This is a genomic window from Tessaracoccus rhinocerotis, assembly GCF_007197885.1.
In the GTDB taxonomy this organism is placed as follows: Bacteria; Actinomycetota; Actinomycetes; order Propionibacteriales; family Propionibacteriaceae; genus Arachnia; species Arachnia rhinocerotis.
Map to the genome: position 1 here is coordinate 81,989 of NZ_VKKG01000002.1, position 14,715 is coordinate 96,703.

Genomic DNA, 14,715 nt, shown 5'->3' on the forward strand with positions numbered 1-14,715 from the left:
ATGCGTGTTGGAGTCTTTGGAGCGACGGGCCAGGTCGGCGCCGTCATGCGATCCCTGTTGGTCGAGCGGAACTATCCCGTGGAGCAGATCCGGTACTTCGCCTCGGCGAGGTCCGCGGGCAGGACCCTGCCCTGGAAGGGTGAGGAGATCACCGTCGAGGATGCCGCCACAGCGGACTTCTCCGGGCTCGACGTCGCCCTGTTCTCCGCGGGTGGCAGCACCTCCAAGGCGATCGCGCCCCGCGTGGCCGAGGCCGGTGCCACCGTCGTCGACAATTCCTCGGCCTGGCGCATGGACGAACGCGTCCCGCTGATCGTCTCCGAGGTGAACCCGGGCGACGTCGACCGCGCGGAGATCGGCATCATCGCCAACCCGAACTGCACCACCATGGCGGCCATGCCCGTCATGAAGGCGCTGCACGACGCCGCCGGCCTCGCCGCCATGCAGGTCACAACCTTCCAGGCGGTGTCTGGCTCCGGCCTGGCCGGCGTGCAGACGCTCGCGACCCAGCTCGGCGAGATCGAGCAGGCAGAGCGCCTCACCCACGACGGCTCGCTGTTCCGGCCTGCCGACCTCGGCCCCTACGTCGAGCCGATCGCCTACAACGTCGTCGCCCTCGCGGGCAACCTCGTCGACGACGGCCTGAACGAGACCGACGAGGAGAAGAAGCTCCGCAACGAGTCCCGCCGCATCCTGCACCTGCCGGAACTGCGCGTGGCCGGGACCTGCGTGCGCGTGCCGGTGTTCACCGGGCACAGCCTCAGCATCCACGCCGAGTTCGACCGCGACATCACCCCCGAGGAGGCCACCGAGGTGCTCGCCGCGGCACAGGGCGTCGTCCTCGATGCGGTCCCCACCCCGCTGAAGGCCGCCGGCGGCGACGCCAGCATCGTGGGCCGGATCCGGCGGGACCAGTCGCGCGCCGACGGCCGTGGTCTGGTGCTGTTCGTCAGCAACGACAACCTGCGCAAGGGTGCGGCGCTCAACGCCATGCAGATCGCGGAACTGCTCGTCCGATGAGGATCGTGCTCGTCGGTGCCGGAGCCATGGGCGGAGCCCTGCTGAGCGGCTGGGTCGCCGGCGGGCAGGACCCCGCCGACGTCGTGGTGGTGGACTCCTACACCCCCCGAGTCAACGAGCTGGTGGCCGAGTTCGGGGTGCGCGGGGCGGACCTCAACGAGGCGGCCGAGGCCGACGTCGTGGTGCTCGCCGTGAAGCCGCACCAGATCCTGGGCGTGGCGAAGGCGCTGGACGGCGCGCTGCGCCCCGGCACCGTCGTCGTCTCCATCGCGGCCGGTGTCCCGCTCGCCAAGCTGGTCGACGCCCTGCCCGAGGGCCAGCCCGTGTTCCGGGTGATGCCCAACACCCCCGCGCTGCTCGGCAAGGGCATGTCCGGGGTGGTGGCCGGCCCCGGCACCAGCCAGGACCAGCAGCTCATGGTGGTCGGGCTGCTCGACGCCGTGGGCCGCACCGTCGTCATCGACGAGGACCACATCGACGCGCTCACCGGGCTGTCCGGCTCGGGACCCGCCTACCTGTTCTACGTAGCGGAGGCGATGGTCGAGGCCGGCGTGCACCAGGGGCTCACCCGCCCCGAGGCCACCGCGCTGGTCAACCAGACCTTCGTGGGGGCCGCGGCCATGCTCGACGAGTCCGGAGACAGCGCCACGCTGCTGCGCGAGCGGGTCACCTCGCCCGGGGGCACCACCGCCGCCGCGCTCCGCACGCTCGACGACCACGGCGTCCGCGCCGCCCTCCTCGCGGCCGTGGAGGCGTGCGTCGAGCGCGGTGCGCAGATGGCCTCGGACGGCTGAACCACCGCCCGGGCCGTGCCCACCGGAGCCATCGGCGAATTGGTTCCGGCCACGGCCGCGGGTTACCATTGGGAGTCCGCCAGAATCCTCCGGCGGCTCCGAACCCACCCCAGTCCGGGACCCGTCCCGGAAACCGAAAGGCAAACATGGGCTCTGTCATCAAGAAGCGCCGCAAGCGGATGGCCAAGAAGAAGCACCGCAAGCTGCTGAAGAAGACGCGCATCCAGCGTCGACGCGCCGGCAAGTAACCTTGCCAGTGCCCTCGCGGGTCCTGCTGCTGACCCGAACCGGTTGCCACCTCTGCGAGGAGGCTGAATCGGCGGTCGCGGCCGTCTGCGAGGAAGTTGGGGCCAGTTGGCGCCTGGTAGACGTCGACACCGACGCGAACCTGCGCGCGCACTGGACGGATCATGTACCGGTAACATTCGTCGACGGCGAGTTGCACGGGCGTTGGTTCGTCGAACCTGACAGACTCAAACAGGCACTGGCAACCGGAGTTCCCGACCCCATGCCTGTGGACTGGTTACCGTCCGCATCCGGCCCGCGCTGAGAGCAGGAGACATCTGTGAGCGAGTTCGAGTTCGACGACAACGATCGTGAACCCGTGGATGCAGCGACCGGTCCCGGTTCCGTCACGTTCGTCGGAGCCGGCGCCGCCGACATCAGTCTCGTTCCCATCGCGGGGGAGCGCGCCATCAGCCAGGCCGACCTCGTGGTGGTCGACGCGCCCACGGCCGCCGAGGCGCTCGCCAACTCAGGCATCCGGACGCGGGCCGAGGTGGTCTGCGTCGAGGACGACGAGGCCGCGCAGCTGATCACCGCCGTCGACGCCGGGCGCCACGTCGTGCGCCTGTCCGCCGGCGACTTCTACGAGAGCCGCTTCCGCGACGTCACCTTCCACGCCGTGCTGGCCAAGCACGGGGTGCGCACCCTCGTGGTGCCCGGTGTCAGCCGCTGGGTCTCCGTGCTCACCTACGGCGCGATCACCCCCACGTCTGCCTTCGCGTCGCTGGACGCCTCCCGCGGGGCGCGGTCCGAGGACTGGCCCACCGCGCCCACCACCATCGTGTGGACCAACGACGAGCACCTGGCGGCGATCGCCGCCCAGGGTGCCGAGCGCTTCGGCGCCAGGTCCGACGTGCTGGTGCTGACAGAGCTCGGCACCAACTCCCAGAAGGCCCGCCTGCACACCTGGAAGGAAGTCCAGTCGGGCAAGGCCGACGTCCGGGGGGAGTGCTACCTCGTCGTCGGCCCCGGCATCGCCGAGCGCGAGCGCGAGCGGCTCGACTGGTTCGCGTCCAAGCCGCTGTTCGACTGGCGCGTCGTCATCCCCCGCACCAAGGACGAGGTCGACGAGCTCACCGGGCACCTCACCGGCTACGGTGCAGCAACCGAGGTGGTCCCCACCATCGCCATCGAGCCGCCCCGCACGGAGCAGGCCATGGAGAAGGCCGTCCGCGGCATCGTCGACGGCCGCTACCTCTGGCTCGTGCTGACCTCGCCCCACGCAGTCGGGGCGATCATGGAGCGGCTGGCCGAGTACGGGCTCGACTCCCGGGCCCTGTCCGGCCTCAGCCTGGCCGCGGTGGGCCGCGGCACCGTCGAGAGCCTCGAACGCTTCGGCCTGCGCGCCGACCTGACTCCGATGGGGGACAACACGGTCTCCGGCCTCGCCCTGGAGTTCCCCGCCTACGACGACCTGATCGACCCCCTGGACCGCGTCCTGGTGCCCAGCGCCGACGTGAACGTCCAGCCCCTCATCGACGGACTCGTCCCCCTCGGCTGGGAGGTTGAGGAGGTCACCGCCTACCGCACCGTGCGCGCGCTGCCGCCGCCCCCCGAGACCCGGGAGGCCATCAAGACCGGCACGTTCGACGCCGTCGTGTTCACCTCCGCCACGGCTGTCCGCAACATGATCGGGATCGCCGGCAAGCCCCACGCCGCCATGGTGGTTGCGGCCATCGGGCCGGCCACCGCGCAGGCCTGCGAACTGCACGGCCTGAAGGTGGACGTCGTCGCCACCACCCCCACTTTCGAGTCCGTTGCCGAGGGCCTCGCGCGGTTCGCGCGCGCCCGCACCGCGGACCAGGTCGCCAAGGGCCTCCCCGTCAGGAAGCCCTCCGAACGCCGCCGGCGACGCCGGAAGGCCACCTCGCCGACCGAGTAGTCTGGCGGCGGTAGCTCAACAGGAGGTGGACCGTGGCCGACGAGGCACGCGTCGTGCACGTTATGAGGCACGGACAGGTGGAGAATCCCGACGGCGTCCTGTACGGCCGCATCCCCGGGTTCGGGCTGTCCGAGCTGGGGCGCAGGATGGCCCAAGAGATGTCACAGTTCTGGGCCGACGTGCCGCTCACCCACCTGCGCTGCTCGCCGCTGCAGCGAGCCCGGGAGACCCTCGAGCCAACTGCGGCCCTGTTCCCCCACCTCGACGTCGTCACCGACGAACGCGTGATCGAGGCGGAGAACCAGTTCGAGGGCATGGTCTTCGGCAAGGACAACAGGGCGTTGCGGGACCCCCGCATGCTCCGCCACGTCCTGAACCCGCTGCGGCCCAGCTGGGGCGAGGCCTACGTGGACATCGCCGCCAGGATGCGCGCCGCCATCATCGATGCCGCGGCGGCCGCCGGCCACGGGGGACAGGCCCTGGTGGTCAGCCACCAGCTGCCCATCGAGATCGCGCGCCGCGAAGCCCAGGGCCACCGCCTGGCGCACCACCCCGGCCGTCGCAGGTGCATGCTCACCTCGGTCACCTCGTTCACGCTGCGGGGTGACCGCGTCACCGGCGTCGACTACCGCGAGCCCGTCGCGCACCTCCTCCCACCCAAGCACGGCCGCAGGTTCCGGGTGGGCACATGAGGCGTCGGTCCTTCCTCGCAGCCCTCGCGGTGGTGCCGCTTGCCGCCTGCACCGAGGGTGGCGGCACCGGCGTCGACGACGACAGCATCGGCTTCACCACGGGCGACGGCTCGGTCCTCATCATCCCCGGCGACGAGCGTCGGCCGGCCCCCGAGCTCACGGGCGAGACCCTCGACGGCGAACAGCTCAGCACCGCCGACCACGCCGGCCAGATGCTGCTCCTCAACGTCTGGGGGTCCTGGTGCGCGCCCTGCCGCAAGGAGGCCCCCGCGCTCGTGGAGGTGGCCTCCCAGTACCCGGAGGTGCAGTTCATCGGCATCAACACCCGTGACCTCGACCCCGCCCCGGCGCGGGCCTTCGTCCGCGCCTTCGAGGTGCCCTACCCGAACATCTACGACCCGGACGGCGCGCTGCTGCTGGAGTTCGGCCAGCTGCCACCCAAGGCCATCCCCAGCACGCTGGTCATCGACGAGAGCGGTCGGGTGGCCGCACGGATCCTGGGTGAGGTGACGGCCGCGACCCTCGCCGGCGTGATCGACGACGTGCGGGGTGCCGCGTGATCCTGCTCGAGTCCTGGGTCAGCGGAGCCCTGTCCTCCTCACTGCTGCTGGCGGTCCCGGTCGCCCTGCTGGCGGGCCTGGTGTCCTTCGCCTCGCCGTGCGTGCTGCCGCTGCTGCCGGGGTACCTCTCCTACGCCTCGGGCCTGGGTGCCTCCGAGATCTCCGAGGGCACCGGCAACCGGCGGCTGCTGTTCCTCGGCACCCTCGGATTCGTCCTCGGTTTCGCCGCCATTTTCGTCGTGACCGGTGCGGTGCTGGGCGGTCTGGGCACGTTCCTGCTCGTCAACGAGCGCATCATCACCGCCGTCGCCGGGGCGCTGATCATCCTGCTGGGCCTGGGGTTCATCGGCTGGCTCCCGATGCCCGCCCAGTGGAAGCCGAAGGCCCCGAGGATGGGGGTGGCGGCCTCGCCGCTGCTCGGCATGGCGTTCGGTCTGGGCTGGACGCCCTGCATCGGACCCGCTCTGTCGGTGGTGCTCACCCTCGCCCTCACGGAGGGCTCCGCGGCGCGGGGCGGCCTGCTGGCCTTCGTGTACGCACTCGGACTGGGGCTGCCGTTCATCGCGTTCGCGCTGGCCTTCACCAAGCTGTCCGGGCACTTCGCCTGGCTGAAGCGAAACCAGCGCACCCTCACCGTCGTCGGTGGCAGTCTGCTGGTTGCCGTCGGCCTGGCGATGGTGTCGGGGCTGTGGACCTACGTCCTGGGCCACCTGCGCCAGTGGGCGGCGTCGTTCGGGACGATCCTGTGAGCCGGGAGGACCGGCCCGCCACGGAGACCAGGGCGATGTCCACCCGCGAGTTCCTGCGCTGGTGCTGGACGCAGCTGACCAGCATGCGCACGGCCCTGGCACTGCTGTTCCTCGTGGCGCTCGGCTCGGTGCCGGGCTCGATGTTCCCGCAGTACAACATCTCGCCGGTCGAGGTGCAGTTGTACAAGAACGACAACCCCGAGCTGGCCGCCGTCCTGGAGCCGCTGGGGATGTTCAGTGTCTACACCTCGCCGTGGTTCTCGGCGCTGTACCTGCTGCTGTTCATCTCGCTGATCGGCTGCATCCTGCCGCGGATCGGCGTGTACGCCCGCAACGTCGCCAAGCCGCCGCCGAGGCTGCCCGCGCGGCCCGAGCGGCTCGCGGAGCACCGCAGTGGCACCGTCGACGACGCCCCCGCGGCCATCGCCCGTGCCGACAGCTGGCTGCGCGCCAAGCGGTACCGCACCCTCGTGACCGCCGACGGCGTCAGCGCCGAGCGCGGCTACTCGCGCGAGGCCGGAAACCTGGTGTTCCACAGCGGGCTCGTCGTGCTGCTCGTGGGGCTGGCCTGGTCCAGCCTGCTCGGGTTCCACGGCAGCGCCGTCGTCGTCGAGGGCAACTCCTTCAGCAACTCCATCACGCAGTACGACGAGTTCAGCGCGGGCGGCCTCGTTGACACCGACCACCTGACGCCGTTCACCGTCGACGTGAACTCGTTCGTGGCCGAGTTCGAGACCGGCGACGTCCAGCGGGGCGCGGCCCGCCGCTTCGACACCCAGATGACCGTCCACCACGACGGCGAGACCTGGGACCAGCTGATCCAGGTGAACCACCCGCTGACCCTGCCGACGGGGGAGCAGGTCAACGTGATGGGCCACGGCTACGCCGCTCACATCACGGTCACCGACGGCAACGGCGACGTCGCGTTCGCCGGCCCGGTGGTGTTCCTGCCCCAGGACGGCAACTTCTCCTCGATCGGAGTCGTCAAGGTGCCCGACGCCCGCCCGCAGCGGCTCGCCTTCGAGGCCTTCTTCTTCCCCACCGCGGTGCTGGACGAGACGGGCCCGCACTCGGTGTTCCCCGACGCCCTCAACCCCGAGGTCTTCATGAACGCCTGGTCCGGCGACCCGGCCGTCGAGGACGGCGTCCCGGAGAGCATCTACGTGCTGGACACCGCTGGGCTGGCGCCCATCGAGGGCGACAACGGCGAGGTGCTGCGCATGCGGCTCGTGCCGGGGTCGGGCATGGAACTGCCCGACGGGCTCGGGAGCATCACCTTCGAGGGCTGGTCGCGCTGGGTGAAACTGCAGGTCAGCATCACCCCCGGCAACGCCCTGACGCTGGTGAGCCTCGCCGTCGCCGTCGCCGGGCTGTGCGTCAGCCTGTTCGTGCGGCCTAGGCGCCTGTTCGTGCGGATCACCGGGGACCGGGCCGCCGTCGCGGGCCTCGACCGGACGGACGCCGCGAGCGGTCTCGACGACGAGGTCACGGGCCTCGCCGAGGCGGTACTCGGAGGACCGATTACCCAGCCCACGACTGAGCAGGCAGAATGGGGCGGCGGCCTGAGTGCCGCAAGCCTGCAGGAGGAGGAGCTGAAGTGACACTGTCCGGAACCTCGGACACGGCGATGGTGATCGCCACCGTCGGGTACCTCGTCGCGTTCTCGCTGCACAGCCTCGAGTGGTCCGCCGCCCGCGGACTGGCCGGGGCGCGTCCTGCCGACGGCAGCGAGGACGCCCCGCGCCTGCGGGTGGACCTCTTCGGACGCCTTGCCATCGCCCTCACCGCCGTCACCCTGATCGTGCACGTCGTGGCAGTGGTGCTGCGCGGCGTCGCGGCGGACCGGGCCCCGTGGGGCAACATGTACGAGTTCATCACCTCCTCGCTCGCGTTCGCGGTCATCGTGTACCTGCTGGCGGTCTGGAAGCTGGGCGCCCGCTGGCTGGGACTCGGGGTGACCCTGCTGGGGACCGTGGGACTGGGCCTGGCCGTCACCGTGTTCTACGTCGACGTCGCACCGCTGGTTCCCGCGCTGCACTCGGTGTGGTTCATCGTCCACATCGTGGCCGCGGCCATCGCTGGCGCGGCGTTCAACGTCGCGGCGGTGGCAGCCATCCTCTACCTGCTCAAGGACCGTGCCGAGGCATCCGGGGCGCCCGCGCGCGGCTACCTGGCCCGCCTGCCCGAGGCGAGGCGGCTGGACCTGTTCTCCTACCGCCTGCACGCCTTCGCGTTCCCGCTGTGGACCTTCACCATCGCCGCCGGCGCCATCTGGGCCCAGTACGCGTGGGGTCGGTTCTGGAACTGGGACCCCAAGGAGACCTGGTCCTTCGTGACCTGGGTCATCTACGCCGCCTACCTGCACGCGCGCGCCACCGCGGGCTGGAAGGGCCGGCCGGCCGCCTGGATCGCCCTCGTCGGAGTGGTGTCGTTCTGGTTCAACTTCATCGGCGTGAACCTGCTGTTCAGCGGCTTCCACTCCTACGCAGGGATCTGACCGCGGGACACCCATGGCCGCACCGGATGCCGAGATCGAGCTCCTCGTAGACCTCTACGAGGAGCATGGAACGAGCCTCCACCGGCTCGCGGTGCTGCTCGGGGCCGAGGCGGCCTCGGGGCACATCATGCGCACGGCGCTGCTCTCGCTCGGCCGCCGCGTCAACAGCGTCGTCGACCCGGTCGAGCGCCTGGAGTACCTGCAGGAGCAGGTGGTGCACCAGTCCCGCAGCGCCCGTGGTTCCCACGGCTCGCTCAACCTGCCCGACGTCGAGGACGGCCGCCAGCAGGAGATCCTCGCCGGGATCCGGGCGCTGCCCGTCCGCGACGGGGAGGTGCTGATCATCAGCCACTACCTGTCCACCTTCGGCCCTGAACTCGCCGGCATCCTGCGGATGACCATCCGTTCCACCAACACCCGCCTCGAGGAGGCGCTCGACCGGCTCCGGCTCGTGGTGGGCGACCCCACCCAGGGATCCATGCCCGGCGTCATAGAGTCCCTGTCGCAGGAGGTCACCGCGGCGCTGCGGGCCTCCGCCAGATCCGTCCAACCCTCGGGAACGGACACCCTCGCGGCCGAGCTGCTCACGCTCGGTGACTCCTCCCAGCGCGGCGTCTCCCCGTGGCTGGTGGCGCCACTGGCCGCGGCTTCGCTGCTGCTGGGAGTGTGGCTCGCCACCGTGACCGCCGCCGGACAGCCGGGCCCGCCGCCGACCCCGCCGTCGGTCGGTCCGACGGTCAGCGCCTCCCCGTCACCGTCGGCCACGGCGTCCAGGTCCCTGCCGGCCGTCGTCCGGTCCGTCCCCGTGTTCTACGTGGGCCGTGCCGACGGGCAGCTCTTCCGCGAGCTTCGCGACCTGCCCTCGGGCCGCCACCTGATCTCGGCCGCGCTGGAGGCAACGCTGTCGCTCGCGCCACTGGACCCGGACTACGGTTCCGCCTGGGGCCCGGGCTCGCTGCTCAGCGCCGAGGTGACCGGTGACGTGCTCACCGTCGACCTCACGGAGGCGGCCTTCGACGGCATCGAGAGCAGCGCCCAGGCCCGCAGTGCCGTGAACCAGATGCTCTACACGGCCAGCGAGCTCAGCGGGAACCCCGACCTGCGGGTCATGTTCCTCTCCGATGGCGGACCGCCACCGGAGGTGCTCGCCCAGCCGGAGGAGGGCTTCGGGCGCACGGGCCTGAGCCCGATGCCGGCGCTGTGGTTGTCCTCGCCGAAGAACGGCGCCACCCTCCCCCCCGGGCAGGTGGTGATAGCCGGCACCGTGAAGCCGGGCGCCGAGTCGCCGCTGGTCACCATCACCGCCGAGGACGGCACCGTGATGGCCAGCGTGTCCGCGCAGACCACCACGACTGCCTCGTCCGACGGCTGGCGGGACTGGTCGGTCGTGGTGCCCCTCGAGGCTGGCGCCTTCATCATCACGGCGACCACGACCATCGCCCCCGAGGACGGCGGTGTGGAGCGCGGCTACCAGGAGACCAAGTCGATCACCGTCAGGTGAGTCCGCGCGTCAGTGCGTGACGACCCAGTTGGCGAGCCGGAGCGCCACCCTCGTCGGCACGAACCGGTTGGCGTGGGCGAGCAGCCTGTTGGCGACGCCGTCGACCACGTACGGCTTGCGCTGCCGGAGCCCCGCGAAGGTGGTGGCCACGACGTCGTCTACGCTGCGGCGCCTCGTCATGTTCTGCTCCGCCCCCGCGTTGCTCCAGAAGGAGGTCTCGGTGGGTCCCGGGCAGATGCAGACCACGCGCACCCCGGTGCGGCGGGTCTCGGCCCACAGCGCGTTCGAGAAGCTGAGCACGAAGGCCTTCGTGGCGGCGTAGGTGGCCATCTCCGGGATCGGCTGGAAGGCGGCGGTGCTGGCCACGTTGATGATGGCGCCCAGGTCCCGCGAGAGCATCTGCGGCAGCACGGCGTGGGTCAACTCCGTCACGGCAGCCACGTTGAGCTGCACCTCGCTCGCGATTCGGTCCCGCTCCAGGTCAGCCAGCTCGCCGTGGCTGGCGAAGCCGGCGTTGTTGACCAGGGTGTGGACCTCGAGGTGGTCCAGCCGGCCCAGCAGTTCGAACCGGTCGGCCGGGTCCGTCAGGTCGAACGGCAGCACCAGGGTCTGGACGCCATGGGTGCGCTCAAGGTCCACCGACACGTTGAACAGCTTGTCCTCGCTGCGGGCCACCAGCACCACGTTCGCGCCCTGCGCGGCCAGGTGGCGTGCGTACGCCTCCCCGAGGCCCGATGATGCCCCCGTCACAACCGCCCACGATGTAGTCATGTCGCCAGCCTAGTCTGCCGGGGCGCCGCCCGGCAGGGGGTGCTGTGTGCGTGCCATGATTGGGACATGCAGCACTTCGACGTGGCGGTTATCGGCTCCGGTTCGGGAAACTCCCTCATCGACGAGAGGTTCCAGGACCTGCAGGTGGCCCTCGTCGAGCGGGACGAGACCTTCGGCGGGACGTGCCTGAACCGGGGCTGCATCCCCACCAAGATGTTCGTCATCCCCGCAGACCTCGCCGCCAGCGTGTCCGAGGCCCGCCGGCTGGGGGTGGACCTGGAGTTCAAGCGGGCCGACTGGCCGGCCATCCGTGACCGGATCTTCGGCAGGATCGACCCGATATCCGCGGGCGGACTGGACTGGCGCGAGCGCAGCCAGAACGTCACCGTCTTCCACGGCGAGGCTCGTTTCGTCGATCCGCACACGCTGGCCATCGGGGAGGACCGGATCAGCGCGGACCAGATCGTGCTGGCCACCGGCTCCCGCCCCCGTCCCCTCGCGGTGGACGTGCCGGAGTCCCTGGCCGACCGCGTGCACACCTCAGACACCGTGATGCGCATCGACGAGCTTCCCCGCCGGGTGGTCATCCTGGGTGGTGGCTTCGTGGCAGCCGAGTTCGCGCATGTCTTCGCCTCCTTCGGCAGCGAGGTGACCCTGATCAACCGCTCCGACGTGCTGCTGCGGGGCCAGGACCACGAGATCTCGACGGCGTTCGCCGAGGCGCTCGGCAGGCGCGTCAACATCCGGCTCAACCAGGTGGTCTCCACCATCGAGGAGGAAGAGGACGGCTCGGTGCACCTGATCACCGTGGACCGCAACGGCGTGGAGTACGACTACTTCGCCGACCTGGTCCTCAACGCAACCGGCCGCATCCGCAACTCCGAGGCCCTGGACCTTGCGGCCGCCGGCGTCGACGTCCGTCCGGACGGCCAGGTGATGGTGGACTCCACGCAGCGCACGAACGTCGCCCACATCTGGGCGCTCGGCGATGTGTCCTCGGACCACCTCCTCAAGCACGTAGCCAACGCCGAGATGCGCACGGCCGCCCACAACGTCCTGAACCCGGACGACACGATCCAGACGGACCACCGCTACGTTCCGCACGCGGTGTTCTCGGAGCCCCAGGTGGCCGCCGTCGGGGCCACCGAGCAGCAACTGCGGGACTGGGGCATCCCCCACGTCATCGCCCGCCAGCGCTTCGGCGACGTCGCCTACGGCTGGGCGTTGGAGGACCAGGGCCACTTCGTGAAGCTGATCGCGGACCCGCGCAACTGGCGCCTGCTCGGCGCCCACATCATGGGCCCGCAGGCCTCGACCCTGATCCAGCCGCTGATCCAGGCGATGAGCTTCGACCTGTCCGTGCCGGACATGAGCCGGGGCCAGTACTGGATCCACCCCGCGTTGCCCGAGGTGGTGGAGAACGCCCTGCTCGGACTGCTGGCCGCCTACCAGCCCGACGAGATCGAGCATCCGCAGGCTGAGAACTTCTGAGTCGGCATGATCGACTACGCCCGCATCTATGCGGCCCAGCTCCTCGAACTGCTCAGGCCCTCCGAGCGAGCCGTGGACGCCATCTCGGTGGACTACGCCGCAGGTCGCGAGCGCCCCGACGATGACCATCCCGACGGTGGCGCCGGGTCGATGGCGGGCATGCTCGCAAAGGCGGCCCGCCTGACGCCCTTCCTGGTGCTGACCGAGCGGCGGCTGCTCGTCGTGGACGAGCTGGGAGACCCCGAGCGGCAGGCAGTGACGTGGGCGGTGCCGCTCGAGCGGGTCGCCGTCGTCAGGCACGACCCCCGCCCGCCCGTGGACCTCGGCCGGATCCTGGTGGGGTTCGACGACTCGTCGCTGGTGCGCCTCCGCGCCGGGCTGCTGCTCCCGTTCGCAGCGCGACGGTTCGCCCGGGCCTTCGCCGACCTGCAGGGAAACAGCCGTCCCCGCCGCGGGCGCGGCTAGGGTCGGGGACGTGGGATCTTTCAAGAAGGTGGCGTTCGCAGGCCTCGCGGGTCTGGCACTGACGGCCTGCGCCCCCGGGCCCGTAGTGACGCCCGAGGAGACCGAGTCTCCCGTGGCCACCACCAACGTGCGGCCGGCTACCAGCGAGCCTGCGTCCGCCACGCCCGAGCCCCAGAGCATGGAGCCGGGACCCGCCGCCTGCAGTGCCCTGGCTGCCGGGCTGTCGCTGCCGGCACAGGTCGGCCAGCTCTACATGGTGGGCGTCTCCACCGCCGGGATCGACGAGGCCACGGCGGCTGCCATCACCGAGGCGCAGGTGGGCTCCGTGGTGCTGCTGGGCAACTCCACGACGGGTCTGGCCGCCATCGCAGCGGTGACCGACACCGTGGCCGGGCTGGGCGCCGAGGAGCTGCCGATCATGGTGGCCGTCGACCAGGAGGGCGGCAGCGTCCAGCGGTTGCAGGGGGAGGGGTTCAGCGACATCCCCACCGCCGTCGAGCAGGCGACCCTGCCCGAGGGGGAGCTCACTGACGCCGCCCACGGCTGGGGCCTGGAACTCGTCGACGCGGGCGTCCACTTCAACCTGGCGCCCGTGGCGGACGTCGTGCCCGCCACGAAGCAGGACAGCAACGCACCCATCGGGGCCCTGCAGCGCAACTACGGCAACGACGCCGCCGCCACGGCCCGCGCGGTGGCCGAGTTCGTCTCGGGCATGGACCTGGCGGGGATCGCCACCTCCCTGAAGCACTTCCCGGGCCTCGGCCAGGTGACCGTCAACACCGACTTCGGCGTCGCCCGCGACACCGACGTCGTGCCCGGCGACTCCGACTGGACGGCCTTCACCGCCGGGATCGACGCCGGGGCGCGCTCGGTGATGGTGTCCTCGGCGGTCTTCGAGCTGATCGACCCGGCGAACGAGGGCGTCTTCTCCCGCACCATCATCACGTCCTACCTGCGCGAGCAGCTCGAGTTCGACGGCGTGGTGATCGCCGACGACCTGGGGGCGGCCGGTGCGGTGGCCGACACTCCACCGGCTGACCGTGGCGTCCGGTTCATCGCGGCCGGGGGAGACATCGTGATCAACGCGGACCCCAGCATCCTGCAGGAGATGGTGGCTGCCACCACGGCGAAGGCCGAGGCCGACGCTGCCTTCGCGGACCAGGTCACGGCCTCAGCCACCCGGGTGCTGGAACTGAAGTCCTGGCTGGGGCTGGTCGACTGCGCCTAGCCGAACCGGCCGGTGATGTAGTCCTCGGTGGCCTTCTCCTCGGGGTTGTGGAAGATCTTCTCGGTGTCACCGAACTCGATCAGCTCACCCGGCTGGCCCTGCGCCTTCAGGTTGAAGAACGCCGTCTGGTCCGACACGCGCGCCGCCTGCTGCATGTTGTGCGTGACGATGACGACGGTGTACTCCTCCTTGAGCTCGTGGATGAGCTCCTCGATGGCGAGGGTGGAGATCGGGTCCAGGGCCGAGCAGGGTTCGTCCATCAGGATCACGTCGGGGGACACGGCGATGGCGCGGGCAATGCACAGCCGCTGCTGCTGGCCGCCGGAGAGGCCGGAGCCGGGACGGTCCAGGCGGTCCTTGACCTCGTTCCAGAGGTTCGCGCCACGCAGCGACTTCTCGACCAGTTCGTCGCTTTCCTTGCGGCTCACCCGGGCGTTGTTCAGCCGCACCCCGGCGAGCACGTTGTCGCGGATGGACATCGTCGGGAAGGGATTGGGGCGCTGGAACACCATGCCCACCTGCCGACGCACGCGGACGGGGTCCACGTCGCGGGCGTACAGGTCAACGCCGTCGAGCAGGACCTGGCCCGTGACGTAGGCGCCTTCGATGACCTCGTGCATGCGGTTCAGGGAGCGCAGCACGGTTGACTTCCCACAGCCGGACGAGCCGATGAAGGCCGTCACGGCGCGGGGCTGGATGGTCATGTTGACCTGCCGCACGGCGTGGAACTTTCCGTAGTAGATGTCCACGTCCTGCAGCTCAATGCGCTTCGACATATCT

The 14,715-nt window shown here is 70.6% G+C and carries 16 protein-coding genes; 14 read left to right on the forward strand and 2 right to left on the reverse strand.

Annotation, left to right across the window (positions count from 1 at the left end):
• From FOJ82_RS05525 to FOJ82_RS05575, 11 genes are all read left to right on the forward strand, one after another.
• The gene (locus tag FOJ82_RS05525; protein ID WP_143937479.1) at nucleotides 1-1,020 is read left to right on the forward strand and encodes an aspartate-semialdehyde dehydrogenase; all 1,020 of its coding nucleotides are present in this window, start codon (nucleotides 1-3) and stop codon (nucleotides 1,018-1,020) included.
• The gene (gene proC / locus FOJ82_RS05530; RefSeq protein ID WP_143937480.1) at nucleotides 1,017-1,814 is read left to right on the forward strand and encodes a pyrroline-5-carboxylate reductase; all 798 of its coding nucleotides are present in this window, start codon (nucleotides 1,017-1,019) and stop codon (nucleotides 1,812-1,814) included. Before FOJ82_RS05525 ends, proC begins: the two co-directional genes overlap by 4 nt.
• A 146-nt stretch (nucleotides 1,815-1,960) precedes the next feature.
• On the forward strand, nucleotides 1,961-2,062 hold the full coding sequence (locus FOJ82_RS05535; RefSeq protein ID WP_002550589.1) for a 30S ribosomal protein bS22: 102 nt from the start codon (nucleotides 1,961-1,963) through the stop codon (nucleotides 2,060-2,062).
• 8 nt (nucleotides 2,063-2,070) lie between these two features.
• Complete coding sequence (locus FOJ82_RS05540) at nucleotides 2,071-2,364, forward strand: glutaredoxin family protein (RefSeq protein ID WP_143937481.1); 294 nt, start codon at nucleotides 2,071-2,073, stop codon at nucleotides 2,362-2,364.
• 15 nt (nucleotides 2,365-2,379) lie between these two features.
• The gene (locus FOJ82_RS05545) at nucleotides 2,380-3,981 is read left to right on the forward strand and encodes a uroporphyrinogen-III synthase (RefSeq protein WP_143937482.1); all 1,602 of its coding nucleotides are present in this window, start codon (nucleotides 2,380-2,382) and stop codon (nucleotides 3,979-3,981) included.
• A 62-nt stretch (nucleotides 3,982-4,043) separates the two neighbouring features.
• Nucleotides 4,044-4,673: a histidine phosphatase family protein gene (locus FOJ82_RS05550; RefSeq protein WP_143937970.1), complete on the forward strand. Its 630-nt coding sequence runs from the start codon at nucleotides 4,044-4,046 to the stop codon at nucleotides 4,671-4,673.
• Nucleotides 4,670-5,233 carry a TlpA family protein disulfide reductase gene (locus tag FOJ82_RS05555; RefSeq protein ID WP_143937483.1) on the forward strand — a complete coding sequence of 188 codons (564 nt, stop codon included), beginning with the start codon at nucleotides 4,670-4,672 and terminating at the stop codon, nucleotides 5,231-5,233. The genes FOJ82_RS05550 and FOJ82_RS05555 overlap by 4 nt, the downstream gene beginning before the upstream one ends.
• Nucleotides 5,230-5,982: a cytochrome c biogenesis CcdA family protein gene (locus FOJ82_RS05560; RefSeq protein WP_143937484.1), complete on the forward strand. Its 753-nt coding sequence runs from the start codon at nucleotides 5,230-5,232 to the stop codon at nucleotides 5,980-5,982. The genes FOJ82_RS05555 and FOJ82_RS05560 overlap by 4 nt, the downstream gene beginning before the upstream one ends.
• The gene (gene resB / locus FOJ82_RS05565; RefSeq protein ID WP_425472480.1) at nucleotides 5,952-7,583 is read left to right on the forward strand and encodes a cytochrome c biogenesis protein ResB; all 1,632 of its coding nucleotides are present in this window, start codon (nucleotides 5,952-5,954) and stop codon (nucleotides 7,581-7,583) included. The genes FOJ82_RS05560 and resB overlap by 31 nt, the downstream gene beginning before the upstream one ends.
• The gene (gene ccsB / locus FOJ82_RS05570; RefSeq protein WP_425472481.1) at nucleotides 7,580-8,479 is read left to right on the forward strand and encodes a c-type cytochrome biogenesis protein CcsB; all 900 of its coding nucleotides are present in this window, start codon (nucleotides 7,580-7,582) and stop codon (nucleotides 8,477-8,479) included. The genes resB and ccsB overlap by 4 nt, the downstream gene beginning before the upstream one ends.
• A 13-nt stretch (nucleotides 8,480-8,492) precedes the next feature.
• A complete protein-coding gene (locus FOJ82_RS05575) occupies nucleotides 8,493-9,980 on the forward strand; it encodes a GerMN domain-containing protein (protein ID WP_143937486.1) in 1,488 nt (495 codons plus the stop codon).
• A gap of 9 nt (nucleotides 9,981-9,989) precedes the next feature.
• On the opposite strand, the gene FOJ82_RS05580 is transcribed toward FOJ82_RS05575, so the two are convergent.
• The gene (locus tag FOJ82_RS05580) at nucleotides 9,990-10,751 is read right to left on the reverse strand and encodes an SDR family NAD(P)-dependent oxidoreductase (RefSeq protein WP_143937487.1); all 762 of its coding nucleotides are present in this window, start codon (nucleotides 10,749-10,751) and stop codon (nucleotides 9,990-9,992) included.
• A gap of 66 nt (nucleotides 10,752-10,817) precedes the next feature.
• On the opposite strand from FOJ82_RS05580, the gene FOJ82_RS05585 reads away from it, so the two are divergent.
• Genes FOJ82_RS05585 through FOJ82_RS05595 form a run of 3 tightly spaced genes read left to right on the forward strand, consistent with a single transcriptional unit; the run spans nucleotide 10,818 to nucleotide 13,935 of the window.
• Nucleotides 10,818-12,242 carry a mycothione reductase gene (locus FOJ82_RS05585; protein ID WP_143937488.1) on the forward strand — a complete coding sequence of 475 codons (1,425 nt, stop codon included), beginning with the start codon at nucleotides 10,818-10,820 and terminating at the stop codon, nucleotides 12,240-12,242.
• 6 nt (nucleotides 12,243-12,248) lie between these two features.
• Complete coding sequence (locus tag FOJ82_RS05590; RefSeq protein WP_143937489.1) at nucleotides 12,249-12,707, forward strand: hypothetical protein; 459 nt, start codon at nucleotides 12,249-12,251, stop codon at nucleotides 12,705-12,707.
• A gap of 10 nt (nucleotides 12,708-12,717) precedes the next feature.
• A complete protein-coding gene (locus FOJ82_RS05595; protein WP_143937490.1) occupies nucleotides 12,718-13,935 on the forward strand; it encodes a glycoside hydrolase family 3 N-terminal domain-containing protein in 1,218 nt (405 codons plus the stop codon).
• On the opposite strand, the gene pstB is transcribed toward FOJ82_RS05595, so the two are convergent.
• Nucleotides 13,932-14,711, reverse strand: a complete 780-nt coding sequence (pstB, locus tag FOJ82_RS05600) for a phosphate ABC transporter ATP-binding protein PstB (protein ID WP_143937491.1) — start codon at nucleotides 14,709-14,711, stop codon at nucleotides 13,932-13,934. The two genes, FOJ82_RS05595 and pstB, sit on opposite strands and share 4 nt — an antisense overlap.
• Nucleotides 14,712-14,715: the final 4 nt, after the last annotated feature.

Bases quoted from the DNA above. Each gene is read 5' to 3' on its own strand.
- FOJ82_RS05535 (WP_002550589.1), top strand. From the start codon at position 1,961: ATGGGCTCTGTCATCAAGAAGCGCCGCAAGCGGATGGCCAAGAAGAAG.
- FOJ82_RS05585 (WP_143937488.1), top strand. From the start codon at position 10,818: ATGCAGCACTTCGACGTGGCGGTTATCGGCTCCGGTTCGGGAAACTCC.
- proC (WP_143937480.1), top strand. From the start codon at position 1,017: ATGAGGATCGTGCTCGTCGGTGCCGGAGCCATGGGCGGAGCCCTGCTG.
- FOJ82_RS05590 (WP_143937489.1), top strand. From the start codon at position 12,249: ATGATCGACTACGCCCGCATCTATGCGGCCCAGCTCCTCGAACTGCTC.
- FOJ82_RS05575 (WP_143937486.1), top strand. From the start codon at position 8,493: ATGGCCGCACCGGATGCCGAGATCGAGCTCCTCGTAGACCTCTACGAG.
- FOJ82_RS05555 (WP_143937483.1), top strand. From the start codon at position 4,670: ATGAGGCGTCGGTCCTTCCTCGCAGCCCTCGCGGTGGTGCCGCTTGCC.
- FOJ82_RS05580 (WP_143937487.1), bottom strand. From the start codon at position 10,751: ATGACTACATCGTGGGCGGTTGTGACGGGGGCATCATCGGGCCTCGGG.
- FOJ82_RS05550 (WP_143937970.1), top strand. From the start codon at position 4,044: ATGAGGCACGGACAGGTGGAGAATCCCGACGGCGTCCTGTACGGCCGC.
- FOJ82_RS05525 (WP_143937479.1), top strand. From the start codon at position 1: ATGCGTGTTGGAGTCTTTGGAGCGACGGGCCAGGTCGGCGCCGTCATG.
- pstB (WP_143937491.1), bottom strand. From the start codon at position 14,711: ATGTCGAAGCGCATTGAGCTGCAGGACGTGGACATCTACTACGGAAAG.